The organism is Eubacteriaceae bacterium ES3 (genome assembly GCA_030586155.1).
Lineage (GTDB): Bacteria > Bacillota > Clostridia > Eubacteriales > Eubacteriaceae > Acetobacterium.
Map to the genome: position 1 here is coordinate 440,200 of CP130741.1, position 19,019 is coordinate 459,218.

The 19,019-nt window shown below is 38.9% G+C and carries 11 protein-coding genes; 10 read left to right on the forward strand and 1 reads right to left on the reverse strand.

What is annotated here, in order from left to right; genetic code table 11:
• Positions 1–170: 170 nt before the first annotated feature.
• The 5 genes from Q5O24_01955 (at position 171) to Q5O24_01975 (ending at position 7,398) form a co-directional block, all read left to right on the forward strand.
• Positions 171–2,225 carry a diguanylate cyclase gene (locus Q5O24_01955; protein WKY48119.1) on the forward strand — a complete coding sequence of 685 codons (2,055 nt, stop codon included), beginning with the start codon at positions 171–173 and terminating at the stop codon, positions 2,223–2,225.
• A gap of 101 nt (positions 2,226–2,326) precedes the next feature.
• Positions 2,327–3,862 carry a diguanylate cyclase gene (locus Q5O24_01960; protein ID WKY48120.1) on the forward strand — a complete coding sequence of 512 codons (1,536 nt, stop codon included), beginning with the start codon at positions 2,327–2,329 and terminating at the stop codon, positions 3,860–3,862.
• Between the two features lie 85 nt (positions 3,863–3,947).
• The gene (locus Q5O24_01965) at positions 3,948–4,904 is read left to right on the forward strand and encodes an ABC transporter ATP-binding protein (GenBank protein WKY48121.1); all 957 of its coding nucleotides are present in this window, start codon (positions 3,948–3,950) and stop codon (positions 4,902–4,904) included.
• Between the two features lie 9 nt (positions 4,905–4,913).
• A complete protein-coding gene (locus tag Q5O24_01970; protein ID WKY48122.1) occupies positions 4,914–5,693 on the forward strand; it encodes an ABC transporter permease in 780 nt (259 codons plus the stop codon).
• 160 nt (positions 5,694–5,853) lie between these two features.
• Entirely contained in the window at positions 5,854–7,398 is a 1,545-nt protein-coding gene (locus Q5O24_01975) for a diguanylate cyclase (protein WKY48123.1), read from the forward strand.
• Between the two features lie 91 nt (positions 7,399–7,489).
• Here the strand turns inward: Q5O24_01975 and Q5O24_01980 are convergent, their stop codons facing one another.
• Positions 7,490–8,668, reverse strand: coding sequence for an MFS transporter (locus tag Q5O24_01980; protein ID WKY48124.1), 1,179 nt, complete (start codon positions 8,666–8,668; stop codon positions 7,490–7,492).
• A gap of 707 nt (positions 8,669–9,375) precedes the next feature.
• On the opposite strand from Q5O24_01980, the gene Q5O24_01985 reads away from it, so the two are divergent.
• The 5 genes from Q5O24_01985 to Q5O24_02005 all read left to right on the forward strand — a co-directional run bounded on the left by Q5O24_01985 (position 9,376) and on the right by Q5O24_02005 (position 18,947).
• Positions 9,376–14,442 carry a response regulator gene (locus Q5O24_01985; GenBank protein ID WKY48125.1) on the forward strand — a complete coding sequence of 1,689 codons (5,067 nt, stop codon included), beginning with the start codon at positions 9,376–9,378 and terminating at the stop codon, positions 14,440–14,442.
• 12 nt (positions 14,443–14,454) lie between these two features.
• On the forward strand, positions 14,455–15,288 hold the full coding sequence (locus Q5O24_01990) for a protein-glutamate O-methyltransferase CheR (protein WKY48126.1): 834 nt from the start codon (positions 14,455–14,457) through the stop codon (positions 15,286–15,288).
• 14 nt (positions 15,289–15,302) lie between these two features.
• A complete protein-coding gene (locus tag Q5O24_01995; protein WKY48127.1) occupies positions 15,303–15,863 on the forward strand; it encodes a chemotaxis protein CheB in 561 nt (186 codons plus the stop codon).
• A 13-nt stretch (positions 15,864–15,876) separates the two neighbouring features.
• The gene (locus Q5O24_02000; GenBank protein WKY48128.1) at positions 15,877–16,890 is read left to right on the forward strand and encodes a diguanylate cyclase; all 1,014 of its coding nucleotides are present in this window, start codon (positions 15,877–15,879) and stop codon (positions 16,888–16,890) included.
• A gap of 74 nt (positions 16,891–16,964) precedes the next feature.
• Positions 16,965–18,947, forward strand: a complete 1,983-nt coding sequence (locus Q5O24_02005) for a GAF domain-containing protein (GenBank protein ID WKY48129.1) — start codon at positions 16,965–16,967, stop codon at positions 18,945–18,947.
• The last annotated feature ends 72 nt before the right edge of the window (positions 18,948–19,019 follow it).

A 19,019-nucleotide genomic window follows, 5' to 3' on the forward strand; every position in this document is an offset into this window, starting at 1 on the left:
TTGAAATGTTAGCTTGCGGTATCGTATTGTTTTCAAAAAATTGTATATTATTCGAATTTTTCAGTTGATGATTAGATTAAACTCGTAGATTATAACAACTGAAGCTGATATAATAATGAAAACAAAGTGATTTCATGCACGGATAAACCAAAAATGAAAGAGGTGAGTTTATGTCTTCTGAACTGATTAGGGATCTGCTTTTTAATACAGCACTTTTATTGTCTATCAGCATCGTTTATAATCTCTTTTTTATTTCTTTCGATCGTCCACCAAAATGGTTAAAGGCTATTCTAGGTTTTTTTCTGGGGGCAGTAGGAATTCTCTTGATGATTAATACCGTCAGTTTTTCAGATGGGATTATTTTTGATACTCGTTCGATTCTAATTAGTGTTTCAGGCTTGTTTTTAGGATATATACCAACGATAATTGCGGCTCTAATCATTTCAGCTTATCGTCTTTATCTAGGTGGTGGCGGTGCTTTTACTGGTGTTTTGGTAACGGCTGCAGCGGCAGTGATTGGCCTGTTATGGCATCATATTCGTCTCGAGAAAATTATTATCAAACAGGTGAGAGTCTGGCCCGAATTTTATTTATTTGGCCTACTGGTTCATCTTGTTATGCTTTTACTAATGTTGACTCTGCCTAATCACCTGGGGCTGTCTGTGTTGTCAGCAATTACTTTGCCAGTACTGATTATTTACCCGTTCGGAACTTTACTCTTATGCCAAGTGATGCTTCAGGGACTTAAAAACCGTGAAGCTGGAAAAAAACTTCGCGAAAGTCGGGAAAAGTATAAAGATTTATATTATGAATATGAGAAGAAGGAAGCATTGCTTCGTTCGCTATTGGATTCGTTGCAGGATTTAATTTTTTATAAGGATGAAAAGAGTGTTTATTTAGGAGGCAATAAGGCTTTTGAAGAGTTCGCGGGAAAAAAAGTGGATGAACTGGTGGGTCTTACCGATTTTGAAATCTTTAATCCGCAAATGGCAACCCTGTTTCGGAGCATGGATCTGGCCATGTTAAACGAAAAAAAAGCCCGACAAAATGAAGAAAGGGTTATCTATCCGGATGGTAGGGAGGTGGACCTGGAAACCTTAAAAACCCCCTACTACGATCATAATGGTCGGATTCTAGGCTTGATTGGTGTCAGCCGTGATATTACTGAACGAAAGAGAAATGAGGAAGAGATAAAATATTTAAGCCAGCATGATGTGCTCACTGGCCTTTATAACAGGTCTTATTACGAAGAACAAAAGGAACGACTGAATCAAGCGGAATTTTTGCCCCTGTCCCTGATCATTGGGGATATTAATGGACTAAAACTGATTAATGACGCCTTTGGTCATGCCGAAGGAGATAAATTACTGGTCAGTGTTGCCAGAATTTTAGCTGAAAATGTCCGGGAACAGGATATTCTGGTACGCGCAGGTGGAGACGAATTTCTAATCCTCCTGCCAAAGACATCCTACAAGGAAGCTGGAGTTCTGGTTGAAAGCATTAGAAAAGTCAGTGAGGCGGGTTATAGGCTTGACGATGAACTGATTATCACCAGTGTTTCTTTGGGATTTGCGACCAAAACAGATGAGCACGCACTCTTTGAAAAGACTTTTAAACAGGCTGAGGAATCAATGTATCGGAAAAAACTGCTGGAATATAAAAGTTTTCACTCATCAATCATGGATTCCATTAAAACAACTTTATTTGAAAAGAGCAACGAAACCGAAGCCCATGCTAAACGAATGGCTGAGCTTTCCATGCAGTTGGGTCAGGCTTTGGGATTGGATCAGGAGAATCTGGTGGCATTGGAGCTGGCAGCGACCCTGCACGATATTGGAAAAATAAGTATCGACAGTGAAGTGCTGCAAAAAAGCAGTCCGCTTTCCGAAGCTGACTGGAAAGAAATTAAAAAGCATCCTGAGGTTGGTTATCGGATTACCCAGACGATTCCGGAGCTTCGAAAAATTTCTGAATATATTCTAGGTCACCATGAACACTGGGATGGGACGGGTTATCCCCAGGGACTTAAAGGAACGGAAATCCCATTACAGGCCAGGATCGTCGCAGTTGTGGATGCCTACGATGCAATGACCCAGGATCGTTCCTATCGACAGGCACTATCAGAAGAAGAGGCGATTGCTGAACTTAAACGTCATGCCGGTAGTCAGTTTGATCCAAATCTGGTAAAGGTCTTTCTTGAAGAAATTATTTCGAAGGACATGTAAATAGCGAAATTGCATCTCTCCTGATATTAGAAATAGAGATAGAAAATTGAGCTAATAATAACAATATGGCTGGTTCTAATTAAAATCTAAGAGGTAATTGTGTGACGATTTATAATTTTATCAGTATTTATTTTCTGGTTATGATATATGCTGGAGTCTATTGGGCAGTCCATATACGGGCCCTCAATCAGAAGGGATACGCACTGGTTATACAATTTTTAAGTATTGCATTTTTCATCTATATTATGGGATACACACTTCAACTGAATGCTATCACAGAATCACAGATTCTGTTTTGGAACACGTTTCAGTATTTTGGTATTCCTTATGTGTCGGCTTTATGGCTTTTATCGGGGCTTTTATACACTAACAAATTTGCAAAACACAAAATTGGATGGATACTGTTTATTTTTGTTATACCTCTATTGACCATGCTTTTTCGATTCACCAATGAATGGCATCATTTCTATTTTGCTTCAGCTAATTTTGTTGATTATAACGGAAAGCTTTTACTTGAGCGAGTCTATGGTCCGTGGATGTATGTACAAACATTCCATTCAATGTCAATGATTTGGATTACATTATTTTTGTACCTAAAAGAATTTATCAGTCAGGATTATAACCGGGAAAAAGTGATTTTAATCAGTTTTGCTTCCTTAGTTTCTATAATGGGACTGGTTTTTTCTTCGCTTAATCCATTGGGGATTCCGATTGATTATATGGCAGTCTTTTTGCCTGTTACCTGTTTGCTGGTTGTGGTTGCTATCTGGCGATATGATTTTCTAGAGACGAAAGCAAAAGCAAGAAGTGCCGCTTTTGAGTCAAATCGCGATGCGCTGGTTCTTATCAATTCACAGAATAAAATTATTGATTATAATCTGAAAGCGAAACAATTATTTGAAAAGCAGGATATTGCTCTGGCTGAAGGGCAAATAGAGAAGATATTGGAAAAGGAACCGCGATTCCTCGAAAGTTTTTGTTCTGATGGAGATATGACAATTAAAGTTCCAATTCAAAATATAGAAAGGATTTTTGAAATCAATACCCAAAGGATTAATAATGGACGTGAACCCCGGGGGGCGCTTAAAATTATCTGTGATGTGACAGAGGCATATGATCTGAATAAAAGTCTTCAATATCAGGCGATGATGGATGCACTCAGCGGACTTTACAATCGTCGTGCCTTTATGGAAAAAGGGGAAGAAATCAGAATGCTTGCGCAGGAAAATGGACTGTCTTTGCATCTTCTAATGATGGATCTGGATCATTTTAAAAATGTTAATGATCGGTATGGTCATCAGATGGGGGACCGAGTGATTGTGACAATTGGTAGTGCATTAAATAATGCTTTTGGTCCGGATACCTTAACAGCACGATTAGGAGGAGAGGAATTTGCCGTGCTACAGACCGGAGCGGGAGATGATCTGGTGATTCAAAAAGCTGAGTGTTTTTGTAAGGATTTTGCAGCCCATGCCTTTAGTGCAGAGGATGAGAACTTCCATGTTACGGTTAGCATTGGAATTGCAAAAAGCCAGAATTCAGATCAGTCCTTTGATAAACTGATTCATATGGCAGATCAGGCTCTATATCAGGCGAAAGAGCAGGGAAGAAACCAGGTGGTTGTGTATAATAACTAAAATTTGGTCGTTTCGATTAATTTCGCAATATAAATACGGCTTTTGAAGCTTTTGTGTATGATATAATTAACTGTTATCAGCAAATATGTTAACAGATTTAATACTGGCAGTAATTGTCAGTAGAAAGGGTATAAAAATGTTGCGCGTTGAAAATGTATCGATGACTTATCAGAAGGGAAAAAAAGAAGCCCTTAAGAATGTCAGCCTGAACATTGAGGAAGGTGAATTTACAGCTCTGTTGGGACAAAATGGAGCGGGAAAAAGTACACTGATCAATATTCTGGCAGGAAATGTAAAAAAAACCGCCGGTAAGGTTAAGATCGGCGGTTTTGATTTGGATATAAATGAACTTGAAACTAAAAAGATTATAGGCATTGTTCCTCAGGATACCGGCTATGATTTTGTCTTTACCATTGATGAGGCACTCAAAAAGCAGTCTGGGTATTTTGGCATTCGGGATAACAAGGAGACAATCGATGAGCTTCTGGATGCACTTTATTTAACTGAGAAGCGGTCTGCCAGGCTCAGAGACTTATCTGGTGGGATGCGTCGCCGTTTTCTGATTGCCAAGGCCCTGGTCCATAGACCCAAAATTCTGATTCTGGATGAACCTACTGCCGGGGTTGATATTGAAATGCGTCATACATTGTATGAATTTCTGGTCAAATTACATGATTCCGGTACGACAATTGTCCTGACTACTCATTATCTGGAAGAGGCTGAAAAGTTGTGTGATCGAATAGTAATTATTGATGGCGGAAAGCTGATTGCGGATGAACCTAAAGTCGAACTGATGGAGGCTTTTTCAAAAGAGGCAGTCATTGAAGTTCACTTCGAAAATGAACTTATTCGGTCGGATTTTGATTTTTTAAACGCTTATCAGCCACAAATTGCTGAAGATAATCGGCTTTTGTTAAAGGCACCTAAAAAGGATCTTAATAAAGTCTTCAAAATGTTGTCAGAAAAAGATATGGCCTTTACTAATCTAGTTGTTGAAAAACCTAAACTGGAAGAGATTTATTTAAGTCTAATCAAACAATAGGAGCATGAAATGAACAAAATATTTTATAATCGAACTGGCTTTTTATCGCTTCTGAATCGGGAAATACACCGTTTCATGAAAGTGCCGGTGCAGACGGTTTTAGCTCCGTTGATTTCTAATATTCTATATATGATGATCTTTGGTGGTATGCTTCAAACCAGAGAAGTTGGTATTGACGGAATAAATTATCTGCATTTTCTAGTGCCCGGATTAGCAACAATGGGAGCGATTTTGGCTGCTTTTCAGAATCCGGCATTTTCAATTATTTCACAAAAATTTCAGAATACAATCCAGGATTTAAATTCTTATCCGATTTCCAATACTGAAAAAATTTTGGCTTTTGTTTTTGGTGGGGTATTCAGAGGGGTTTTAGTGGGCCTGCTAACCTATGTGGCAACCATTTTTTTCGTCGGGTACCAAATAGCCTATCCGCCACTATTTGTTCTGGCATTAATGACAACCTCATTTGTTTTTGCTTCAGCGGGTTTAATCGCCGGACTGGCTTTTGAGAATTTTGAAAAGATGAACTTTATACTATCGATTGTAATCACCCCGCTTACTTATCTGGGAGGGGTATTCTTCGAAGTTTCTAAACTGCCCGGTGTTATGTCAGCTATTAAATATATTAATCCGATTTTCCCATTAGTTAATGTTGTGCGTTTCACTTATGTAGGGGTTTGCGAAGGCAGTATTGTTGTTCACGTAACATTGACCATCATGATTGTGATCATCACTTTTTCTGCAGCCGCATACTTTTTTAAAAAGGGTATGGGAATAAAAACGGTATAATTTTTAAAATGATCCTCTGGATCATTTTTATTGTGGAAACGATTGCATTCTTTGTGACAATTAATTATTGTAATGATATACTTAAATTAATAGAAATGACGGGATAAAATAAAAATCGCGGGTAAATAATTTAATGATCATAGCAATTATGGAGTAAATCATGAAGAATCTATTTGATAAAAGTCACAGTATTTTATTGTTGGGATTGGGGCTTACAATAATTTGGCTGGTTTTATTGGTATATTTTCAAACCCTTTATGAAAATCGATATCAGGAGTATCTAAATCAAAGAGAAGAACGGTTTGAAGATGAGCTGGAATCAATCTTAAATGCCTATGAATCATTTTCAAATTATATTTTTGAAACGATGATTGATCATGATTCGATATATGAAATTATGATACAGGCTGCTAGTTCGGATGATGGGCAGAAAGCAATGTTGAGAGAACAATTACAGCAGTCGCTCAGTGATGACTATCAGGTAATTTCTGGGCACGGCTTTAACCAAATGCAATTTCACCTTCCGGATGGAACCAGTTTTTTGCGATTCCATGCGCCTGATCAGTTCGGCGATGACTTGAAGTTAAAACGGGGATCCCTAGAAATTGTAGCCCAAACTCATCAGCCTGTTTCAGGTTTTGAGGTTGGGGAGTTTTTTACCGGATATCGTTTTATTTATCCATTTATGAAAGATGAAAATTTTATCGGAAGTGTAGAGACGTCTATTCCAATGGGAAAAGTCATTAGTGGCTTGTATAGTTTAGAGCCCATGCAGGATTATGGTTTTCTGCTTAATAAAGAATTAATGGAAACGATTGCCTCTGAAGATATACAGGTACAATATCAGGACAGCCTTATTAGCAATGATTATGTCTCGGATATTGAAGTTTTCGAGATTACAAAGGCTAACTCGGGTATACTCGAGATTTATTCTGACCCGGAGTTTCTGAAAATGATGAAGGCAGCTGTAGTGTCTAAAATAAAAACCGGTGAGTCTTTTACGGTCTCGATAAGTTATAAGGGGAAATATTATATTGTGCAATTTGAGCAGATTAAAGATATTTCTGGTCAGCAAGCAGGATATATCTATATAGCTGGAGAAAACAGTCAGTTATTTGATCTGGCCAGAACAAGAGACTTGAGTTTCCTGTTAACAACTATTGTTTATTTTGTTCTATTGCTAGTGATTTATTATATAAAGCAGAGAAACGATATGATAGCAAAGCTTGCTATTTATGATCAATTAACAGAAATCTACAATCGCTATGCCTTTTTTGAACTCTCGAAAAAAATGCTTGAGGCAGCTAATCGTTCAAAGTGTCCGGTTTGTCTGGCAATTCTTGATATTGACTTTTTTAAACGGGTTAATGACCTTTATGGTCACCAGACAGGTGATATTGTGCTAAGGACTCTGGCTGGAATTGTGGCTGAGTCTGTTAGAAAATCTGATGTTCTAGCCCGGTTTGGCGGTGAGGAATTAATTCTTTTGATGCCGGAAAGTAGTCTTTCTGACTCGTGGGAAGTTGCCGAACGGATTCGTAAAGCAATTGAGTCCTATTCTTTTGCAGCGGTGGGACAGATAACGGTTAGTATTGGTCTGGTGGAGATGGATTTTGAGGAAGATCTCAACGATGCCATTATCCGTGCCGATCAGGCGCTTTATGCGGCCAAGGAAAACGGACGAAATAAGACAGTTGCCAGATAATGAAATATTTAGAGAGCCCGTTTAAAGTGTTTAAAGCGAAAAGTAAACTAAAAAAACGTACTGGATTTTCATCCAGCACGTTTTTTTGCTATTACTCAGGTTGTGGAGCAGACTCGTTTTTGGGTTTGATAAAAATCAGGGCTACAGCTATAGCAGCAAAAGCAACCATAGACACATAGAATGGGAATTTAAAATTAACAGTCATATCTACACCCGCGATGCCAGCAATTAAAGCATACATATAGGCTGAGCAGAAGCCGCCAACATTCATAGAAGCAGTTACAATACCAGCTGCTGTTGGCATTTGGCTTGGGTGAACAGTTGCCCCCAGATTCATGAAAATACTAGGCATGACGAAACTGAATCCGATTCCGGCAACGGTGGTACCAATATACATAAAGGCGATGGAATTACCGAAACCAATACTAACCATTGCAACAGCGAGCATAGCTACACCAACTGGCATGGTATTGCTTTTGAAAAATCCAAAGACCTTGGCAAAAATAAATCCACCTAGCATTCCACCAACGGTAAACATTGTTAATACCATAGCGGCATCACCAGCTGTACCCATACCGGAAACAGCAATGATTGTTGACATATTTGTCAGCATTGGATAAATCAGAGCCATCATGAAGAAAATTAAACCAGCGAAAACATAAACTGTTGTCGGAAGTTTCGGTTTTGCTTCATTGGATGCTTGTACTGGTACAGCTTCTGGTTCTGGCAGAAAGAGGACGATGATTAAAGTTAAAATACCTAGACCATGAATCAGGAAAGCATATTCCCAGGAAATAGCTCCGGCAAAACCGCCCAGTAACTGGAAGAGAATACCACCAACATTGGCCACAACATTACTTAAACCCATCATCTGGGCACGTGATTCACCATCGAAGAAGGAAATGATTAGTGAAGCACCTAGTGGAGTTACAATCCCTAAACCAATACCAAAGATTGCTCGAACGACTAGAATAGCGGAAAAACTGGCTGTTGTCATGAAATAAGGGGCAATACCACCACCAACAAACAGAATCATACCGACGATCAACAGGGTTTTAAATTTAACGACGGTACCAGCCAGTCGCCCGGAAATCAGAGTTGCAGGAACCGACATGATAACAGACATTGTTGAAACAAGAAGTAGTGTCGTGAATGGAACATCTGGGAAGGCGGCACCAATGTTAGCGATTACCGGAGTAATAGTACCAATCCCCATCTGTACAAAGAAGACAGAAAGGACAGCGATTTTTAAGAATGTTTTGTTTTTCATAATTTCACCTCTTTTTTTGATATCTCTGGCTTTCACCAAAAGATTTTTCACAACCATGAACTGAAAATCAGTTGTGATGACCGAATCTGTACATAAGGTGACAGATTATTAGGATAAAAAATAATTGCAAAATAGTGATTTAATTTTAAATGTGAATGGATAAAGATAAAATTGTAAATTTTTGTTGATTCCTCCTCTCATATTTATTCTGCTCGACCTTTACAAGGGGTCTAAGGGTTTGAATCCAAAAATTAAATATAGATAAATTTAGTTGCGCTTAAGCTTGCTAAGATAATACCATGTAAATGCAAGTTAGTCTAGTACTAAATGCAATAAAATTTAAATTTACGAAAAAATAATAAAATAATACCAATGATAAACGTTTAAAAAGAGGGGTTAATGATGAAAATTTAAAAAAAGTCAAAAGAAATTTATAGATGCGATGGCATTCAAGACTTAAAATTATTTACAAATAAAGCCAGTGAGTGTTTAGTGTAATAATGAAATTGTAATGAAACTGTTGCATCTACTGATGAATAGTAAGAAATTCGTTTTGGGTTAAAAAGTGAGTAGTAATCTAATTGTTCTATACGATTGCAGAATAGTTGAGAATTTAGGGATTTATTGTTTAGAAGTAATACAAAAGTGCAAGAATAAGTTATAATAATTATCAAAGAAGCAGAAAGATAATTTTTTAGGAGGTTTTTATGTTAGAGCGGTTTAAAAATGAGAAAATCGGTAAAAAGCTGAATCTGTCATTTTTATTGATTGGATGTATCCCGCTGCTAGTTTTCGCATTGATGGGAATGATTATTTTTTTTAACTCTTCAATTATGAATGCCAAGAGTCAGCTTGAGAGCAGCAGGGTCTCTAAGTATAATCAGGTTCTGCATTTTTTTGAAGAAAGTAAAAATGAATCTCAGCTTATTGTTGAGGTTATTGCTGCACAGACTGAAGATGGACAGGATCAGCTTCTTCATATGCAGGAAATGAATAAGCAGCGTGTAGAAAATTACCTAAGTGACATCGAAGCCTTTGTGATCAATGAGAAGGAGTCGGAGGATTTTAAGACATTGGTGGATGATTTGGATTCCAGTGTCTTCTATGGTCTGGGTAATTACGAGGCGTTGGCGGCAAATTATGAAACGGTTTTAAATGCTAATCCCTTGTCAGCTGAAATTGATAATCTTTATATTATTTCTACAGGTGGAACAGTTTTATACGACAGACTAAAGATGGGGTCAATGGGGATAAATCTGAATGATGAATCAGTGCAGGACTTTGGACTTTCTAAAGTCTATAAAAACTGCAGTGGTTCGGGGCAATTAAGCTTTGAAGACTTCTCTTTCAGTGGATTGACCGGTAATGATTATTATGCCTTTCTAGGGGTACCGGTATATCAGGATGGAGCGCTGATTGGATATTTGGTGGCCAGTTTCAATAATGATACAATTAATGAGCTTTTGCATCTGGATACACCTTTTAGTGACACTGCAGAAAGCTATATAGTTGCAGACGTAAATGGTAATTTTACTTTTCGATCGGATATGACTACGATGGGAGATGGGAATTATGTGATTGGTTATGTACTGCCCACTATGCTGGATTACATCAGCTTAACGGCAGCAGGAAATAGTATTAATGATATTTTCAAAGACAGCAGCAATAACCAGGTCGTGGTTTCCACAAATCCGCTTAATGTTTTTGGACAGCAGTGGGTTATGGTTAGTAAAGTTGATATGGAAGATTTGATTAAAATGGATGATGATGGGGAAGATTATTACCAGCAGTATATCGAAAACAATTATTATAATGATATTTTTCTGATTGATCCAGACGGCTATGTTTTTTATTCGGCCAACGAAGGATTTGAGTATAAAAAAAATCTGTTGGAAGGGGAGTTTGCTGGTACAAATCACGCCAGCCTGATTGAAAGGGTGGCCGAAACAAAATCTTTTACCTTTGAGGATTTTGAAGTCAGTGAAATTAGCGGTTACCAGCCCCGAGCCTTTATGGGCTATCCGGTAATCAACGCAAATAATGAGATTGAGTATATTGTATCATTTGAGCTGTCTCCAGATGCTATTAATGAAATTATGCTGGACAGGACAGGTCTAGGTGAAACGGGAGAAGCTTATTTGCTGGCTTCCGATAATACCCTTAGGTCTGATACTTATCTTGAGCCGGAAACAAAAAATATTGTCAATTCCTTTAAAGATGTTGACGAGGGCGGGATTAATACAACAGCAGCAAAGTCTGTTATCTCAGGGCAAACGGACACCATTACCGCAAAAGATTATCGGGGAGTGCAGTCGGTAGTTTCCTATCAGCCATTAGACGTTTATGGTACGCAATGGTCGCTTGTTGTGAAGCAAGATGAGGTTGAGCGTTTAAGTACCCTGTATCAGTTGATTACTTTCATGGTTCTTTTAGCAGGAGGAACGGTTGCTGCGATTATCGTATTTTCCAGAAGGCTTTCAAAAAGTATTGCTAATCCAGTGATTGCAATGTCAGAGTGGGCAAAGCAGGTAGCAGAAGGAAGCCTGGAGATTCAGCAAATTGAAACGGTGGAGGATGAGATTGGCGAATTGCATGATAGTTTTGTTCGTGTGGTAGAATCACTAAATGACGTTGCTGGTATCTGTGAAGATATTGCAGTGGGTAATCTGGATCATCCATTTGAGCTACGAAGTGATGATGATAAATTGGGCGAATCAATTAACACTATGAGAAATAATTTTATTGAGGTTATCAGACAGGCGAACTCAGTAGCCAACAATGATTTTTCAGTTTTTATTGAAAAGCGTTCAGACAATGACGAACTTGCGATTGCCATTATTAACATGGTTACCCGTTTAAAAGAAGCTGCTGAAATGGAACGTAGAAGTACCTGGATCAAGAATGGTCAATCTGAGATTAATAAAATGATAAGAGACATTAAAGATGATAGAGAGTTAGGGGATAAGGTCATCAGTTTTGTCGCCCGATACCTCAATTCGATGACTGGCGTTTTGTATGTCAATGAAGATGATGAATACAATATTGCCGGCAGTTATGCTTTCAATGAAGTCGATCATCGGCCGGTGAAAAAAGGAGAAGGGATTTTGGGACAGGCGATTGTTGAAAAAGAGCTTGTTTATCTAAAAGATGTCACCGATAATCAGTTTAAAATTGAATCAGGGACAGTAGCAATCAGTCCCAACCATGTGATTATTCTGCCCTGCGTTTTTGAAGAAGAAGTTAAAGGTATCATTGAAATTGCAGGGATAGAAGCCTATACAGAAGATCAGATTGAGTTTCTCAAAAGAGTACAGAAGACCATTGCGATTGCCATTCATTCCAATTTGACCAAGAAAGAACTGCAGGAATTATTGGAACAGACTCTGCTGCAGTCTGAGGAACTGAAGAAAAACGAACAGACACTGATGATCAAAAATGAGGAATTAACGCAGCAGACCGAAGCTCTTAAAGAATCGGAAGGGATTTTACAGCAGCAGCAGGAAGAATTGAGACAATCCAACGAGGAACTAGAAGCCCAGACGATGGAACTTAAATCATCTAAAGAAAGACTGCAGCAGCAACAGGAAGAGTTGCGGGTGACCAATGAAGAACTGGAAGAAAAAACTGAAAACCTTGAGAAACAGAAAGATGTGATCAGCAGGAAAAATGACGAACTTGAAAAGACCAGGGTACTTATTGAAGAAAAAGCCAGGGAGCTGGAAATTTCAAGTAAGTATAAATCCGAGTTCCTGGCTAATATGTCCCATGAATTAAGGACGCCGCTAAACTCCATACTGATTCTTTCAGGCTTGTTAAAAGACAGCAAGAAGGGCGGTATGACCAAGGACGAATTAGAGTATGCAAAGGTGATCAATGCGGCAGGGAAAGATTTATTGGAACTGATTAATGATATTCTGGATCTGTCCAAGATCGAATCCGGAAAAATGGAAGTGACGGCAGAATCATTTAATATCCGTGAAACTGCCGAGACAATGCGACGACTGTTTTTACCGCTGACAAATGAAAAGGGACTTCAATTCGATCTGAACGTCGCCGATGAAGTGCCAGAACTGGTATATTCAGATGAAATGAAGATCAGTCAAATTATGAAGAATCTTTTATCCAATGCCATTAAGTTTACGGCTGAAGGTCAAGTCGAAATTAAGATGGTCATGCATGATGACAAGAACCTGAAAATTTCAGTTCGCGATACCGGGATCGGAATTCCAGAAGATAAGCGAATTCAGATTTTCCAGGCATTTTCACAGGTCGATGGCAGTACCAGTAGAACTTATGGGGGAACCGGACTGGGACTCTCTATTTCCCGAGAATTGAGCCGTCTGCTGGGTGGTGGCATTCAACTCGAAAGTGAAGAAAAAAAAGGCAGTATCTTTTCTATTATTATCCCGATTCATTATGGAGAGCAGTCATCTAAATTGACTCTGCCGAATACTCTGGAAGAAAAGACTTTGTCCCAAATATCTAAGCCTGCATCAGCGTTATCCTTGACTAAGCAATCTGAAGCGGCAAGTGGGGAAGAAATGCTATTGCCCAATGATAGCCCCAAAGAAGCATCAGTGGCTATGAATATTCCAGAAAATGCTGAGTCACTTATTTTACTTGTTGAGGATGATAGCAACTTTGCAATGATTCTGGAAAAAATTGCCAGAGAACGAGGGCATGAAGTCATATCAGTTGAAAGTGGTGAAAAGGCCCTGGAGGTTATTGAGAAAGCACCTATATCAGCCGTTGTTCTTGATCTCGGCTTGCCGGGAATTAGTGGATGGGATGTTTTTAAACAGATAAAGGAAAAAGATAAAGATATGCCAGTGCATATTATGTCCGGAAAAGAACCTGGGCGAGAAGAAAAGGAAATGGATATTGTGGATTATATCCAGAAACCGGTGGGATTTGGAGAGCTTCACAAAGCCTTTGACAAGATTGAGACGATTATTAATCGGGATATTAAAAAAATGCTGGTTATCTCTTCCGACTGTGAATTATGTCAGGATATAAAAAAACAGTTAAAAGAATTATTTGCCGAAGTGCGAATGGAAAATGCAGGAACTGGGGAAGAAGCAGTCCAGACACTAAGGAAACAGACTTATGACTGTATCGTACTGGTCTCGGATTTGCCTGATATTAACAGTGATGAGCTGGCTAAAAAAATCAGGGATGAAGATATATCACAGACCCCGATTATCCTTTATACCAGTCGTGAATTCTCAAATGAAACCAGTGAGGAATTGTCCCGATATGTAGAATCAGTGATTATTACCGGAGATAAATCGATGCAGCGGCTGCTTGATGAAACCACTTTATTTTTGAATCACATCGAAGCCAGCAACCAGATGCGCGTTAGTGAATTTATCAGGACCTCAGAAGAGAAAGAAGCAGTTCTGGAGGACCGAAAGGTCTTGATTGTAGATGATGATATGCGAAATGTTTTTGCCTTGTCAAGTGTTCTGGAGGAGAAAGGAATGAAGATTTTAACGGCCAAGAACGGCCAGCTTGCCCTAGATAAGCTTGAGGAAAATCCCGATATGGATATAGTTTTAATGGATATTATGATGCCGGTCATGGATGGTTATGAGGCAATGAGAAAGATCAGAAGTTTGAAGGAAGAATATTCACAGGTTCCCATTATTGCCCTCACAGCAAAAGCAATGCGTGAAGATAAGGATAAAAGCATATCAGCTGGAGCCAGTGATTATATGTCGAAACCGGTTAAGATGGATGAACTGCTGACTTTGATGAAATTTTGGATACAGTAACGAGGGAGACAGATGGAGAACAATGAATTTCTGAGAAATGAAGAGATTGAAATCAATCTCTTCATCGAGATGCTCTACCAGAAATATGGCTATGATTTTCGGGACTATTCCAAGGCCCATATGAAAAGACGAATCAAACATCGTATTGAAATTGAGGCAGAGCTTAACACAATTAGTGATTACACCCATAAAGTATTATGGGACGAATCCTTTTTTCGGTCAGTGATCCCTGATTTTTCTATTAATGTAACGGAGATGTTTAGAGATCCTTCATTCTATCAAAAGATTCGGGAAGAGGTGGTACCGTTGCTAAAGACATATCCCTTTTTAAAAATCTGGCATGCGGGTTGTTCCAGTGGAGAAGAGGTTTATTCAATGGCAATTCTTTTAAAAGAAGAGGAATTACTTCACAAAACCCAGATTTATGCCACAGATTTTAATGATATCATTCTCAAAAAAGCCAAAGAAGGGATCTATTCTTCAGAGTGTCTGAAGACTTTTAATCGAAACTATAAAGCCGCTGGCGGGACAAAAGAACTATCGGATTATTTCAGTGAGGCTTACGGGAAGATCATTTTTGAAACAGAATTAAAAGAACGCATTCTTTTTTCAAATCATAATCTGGTGACAGATGGTATTTTTGGGGAAATGAATATGATAATCTGTCGCAATGTTCTGATTTATTTTGAAAGGACGTTGCAGAACAAGGTTTTCAGGCTATTTGAGGATTCCTTATGTCGCGGTGGCATTCTGGGGATCGGCTCCAAAGAATCCCTGGAGTATTCAGAAGTTTTCGAAAGGTTTAAAACCATCGATTCAAGGGAAAAAATATATAAGAAACTGTAAGTGAGGTAAAGCGGATGGGTTTTGATGCCATAGTAGTAGGAGTTTCAGCTGGCGGTTTTAAAGTTCTGGAAAAACTGATCACCGGCTTAAGAAATGATCTTCTGAACCCTGTGATCATTGTTCAGCATATTGGAACCAATGCTGAAAACTATATTGTGACTTATTTAAATGAACAAACACCATTAAAAGTCAAAGAGATTGAAGAAAAAGAGATAATCAGGGGTGGAACTATTTATTTTGCCCCTCCCAACTATCATGTTCTGGTGGAAAGAGATAAGCGTTTTTCATTGACGACGGAAAAACGGATCTCTTATGCCAGACCGTCAATCGATATTTTATTTGAGACGGCGGCAGAAGCATATCTTGATAGGCTGCTGGGGATTGTTTTGACAGGGGCTAATTCGGACGGGAAAAATGGCTGCAGAGCCATAAAAAAATGGGGCGGACATGTTCTGGTCCAGGACCCGGATGAAGCTGAGTATAGTGAAATGCCATTATCGGTGATTGAAGACAGTCAGCAGGATGAAATTATGTCAATAGCAGAGATGATAGATTACATAAACCATAATCATTAAGGAGGATGACAGAGTGGATGATAAAATGCGAGTGTTGATGGTTGATGATAAACCGGAAAATTTATTTGTACTGGAAACACTCTTGCAGGAAGAAGATATTATAATGGATAAAGCAACCTCTGGAAATGAAGCTCTGGAGATGCTTTTAGAAAATGATTATGCCTTGGTGCTGATGGATGTGCAGATGCCGGGTATTGATGGATTTGAGACCGTGGAACTGATGAAAGGGATGAAAAAGACCAAGTATATTCCGATTATTTTTATCACCGCCATCAGTAAGGAAGAGCATTTTGTATTTCAGGGTTATTTTGTTGGCGCCGTTGATTATATTTATAAGCCAATTGAGCCAATGATTTTAAAAAGTAAAGTCAGGGTATTTGCGGAACTCCATAAACAGAAAGCAGTAACTATAGAACAATCGCAGCAGCTTAACGAAAAAGTAAATGAACTTCAGGAAGTTAAGAAACAGTTGCTGGAACTCAATAAGCAGCTTCTGGAAATCTCTAATAGAGATGCCTTAACGGGTATTGCAAACCGACGTGCCTTTGACGAAATGCTGCACAAGGAGTGGTTGAGATCAGATAGAGAAGAAACAGAACTAGCTGCGCTGATGATCGATATCGATTATTTTAAAAATTACAATGATTTTTATGGACATCTTCGGGGGGATGAGGCACTGATAGCGGTGTCACACGCGATTGAAAAATCGATTAAACGACCCATCGATTTTGCGGCCAGATTTGGGGGTGAAGAATTTTCGGTCATTTTACCCAATACCGGGATAGAAGGTGCAATAAATGTATCAGAAAGAATTCTTCGCGAGGTAACGGGGCTGAAAATAGAAAATAGAGGGATCGGAGAACAGGGAATCCTTACTGTCAGTGTGGGAATGACTGTTAAAGATACTTCCTGTTTGACAGCGGAAAAACTGGTTGATCGTGCTGATCGTGCCCTTTATAGAGCAAAACGGGAGGGGCGCAACCGGTGTTGCATGTTTAAATTAGAGCTTGATGGCTTACCAGAGTAAACATCAATTATTTTGATAAAGCAAAAAGATTCAGATTTAAAATAGTAATTCGAGTAAATAAAAAGAGGGCAGTTATGAGTCTTAAAATGAGTGGTCTTTTAGATATTGAAAAATACCTGCTGCTGGAGCTGGTTTATTATCATCTGCCTGCCTTTTATCAGGAACAGATTTCTAGACAAACACCTCTAGCGCTCGATCTTTATATCGATCTGATTCCGCAGTGCAAAAATGCCATGGTACCACAACTGATTGATTCATCGAAAAGGATGGTAAGTTTTTCAAAAAAACGTCAGAGGCATTTTCAAAGAGTCTTTGCGACCAGCGACAATCTCGCTGACTTGCGAGTAACTGGGTATATAAACGATAATTTTGGAGCTTGTGGCAATACTGGGAGTTGGGATAAAACAAGCCTGGTTGCATTGGCTCTGGAAGATAGTTCAGGAAATGGTGCGGTTGTATTCAGCGGATGTGAAAACCGGCAAATAAGTGGGATTGTTCTGGACTGGGGCGGTTGTCTGCTGGCATCTGTGGGGATTGATACCAGGCATCATCGAAAGGCGATAGATTTTTATGATCATTCTATGCGGGATATTACTGGAGAGCGTAATCTTTTTGGTCATTCTAAAGGGGGAAATCTTGCCACCTATGTGTTTATCAACCGACTGACTGAAAAGACCAATGCCTACTGCGTTAATGCCCAGCCTTATTGTTGGCCGGCGATGAATGAAATACAGAAAGAAGCTCTTAAAAGCGAGCGGTATGAATATATTGTCCATCAGAATGATCCGACAAGAAATACCGGTTATGTGTCCTATATCAGTCGGATTGCACCGCTTAATCGTTATTCGGGAAGAGGTTTGATAGATATTCATAATTTTGGCGGGGTCAGTTTTGATTCTTATGGTAATCTGGAAGGCACTCGGGTGATCAGGGAAACAAGAAATGCCCTTCAAGCCCGAATTTTTAATGATTACAGTATGGAAAAACGCTGGTCACATAATGAATGTGTGGCACGTTTTCGGCAACAGGCAATAGAGATAAAATCGCTGCCACGTCTATTCAGTATGGCCTTAGATGAACTGCTGTTGGTTGTACAGGCTGAAACAGCTGTAATTTGGCTTAAGGATGAAGATGAGGGCGGCGAATTTATTTATCCGCTGATCATTAAAAGAAAAAGCGGGGATGATTTTTATCAATTAAAACTCAGAAAAGGGGAGGGGTTGGTCACCCGGGCTGTCTTTGATGGAATGCCGCTTTTACAGAGAAAACCGGACCAGGCGGAAGTCAGAACAAGCAGACAAATGACTGGAATTAGCATAACTTCTTTAATTGCTGTACCGCTGGGGATTGATGAAAAAGAAGTGTTTGGGGCACTGGAGCTGACTAACAAAATAAGAGGAGTATTTTCACTTGAAGACTTTGCCTTAGTTAATGAGATAACCCTGATAATGCTCGAACTCTTTAGACAGTCAGGAGAATCACTGGCAATTTTCAAAGACTTTTCTTTGTTGCAGTTAAAAAAACATGGACAGCGCCTTTTTTCAGTGGAACGATTCAGTTATACTGAAGTCTATTATAAAAATCAAGATGAACAGCAAATGTTTTATGAAAAAATAATCGGAAAGCGATTGGCAGCAGGAGAAAGACTGATTTTTAACCGGCAAAGTTTTACGGCAGAAATGAGAGACCCCCTTAAACGCTTATATGACCAGGAATATTTCGACTTTTTTGCAAACTTTGATTCCCGGAAAGTAAAAGTGAAAACATATCTAAAGCAATTTTTGAAAAATTTGGACTATTATCGAATGGACCTTTCGGAGTTGGTCAGACTATTTGGAATGGAGGATATTCTTAAAACGTCTGTCAGGGACCTTGAGGATAAAAAATATGTTTTAATGTTTTACGGGTTGACCAGGATTAAAAATCCCAAGATACTAATTGTAAAACAGCCCATGTTGATAGAACCTGCGGTTTTTAATGTTTTATGCGAGCACTTAAAAAAGGTGTCCAGAAAAAAAATGATGACGGTTGTGGTGCTGAAGCTGGAAAAAGTTTGAATTGTCATGAATCATGTAGAAGGCTTTTATTATAAAATTTGCGGGTATTTGAAATAGTGAAATGATTTACGT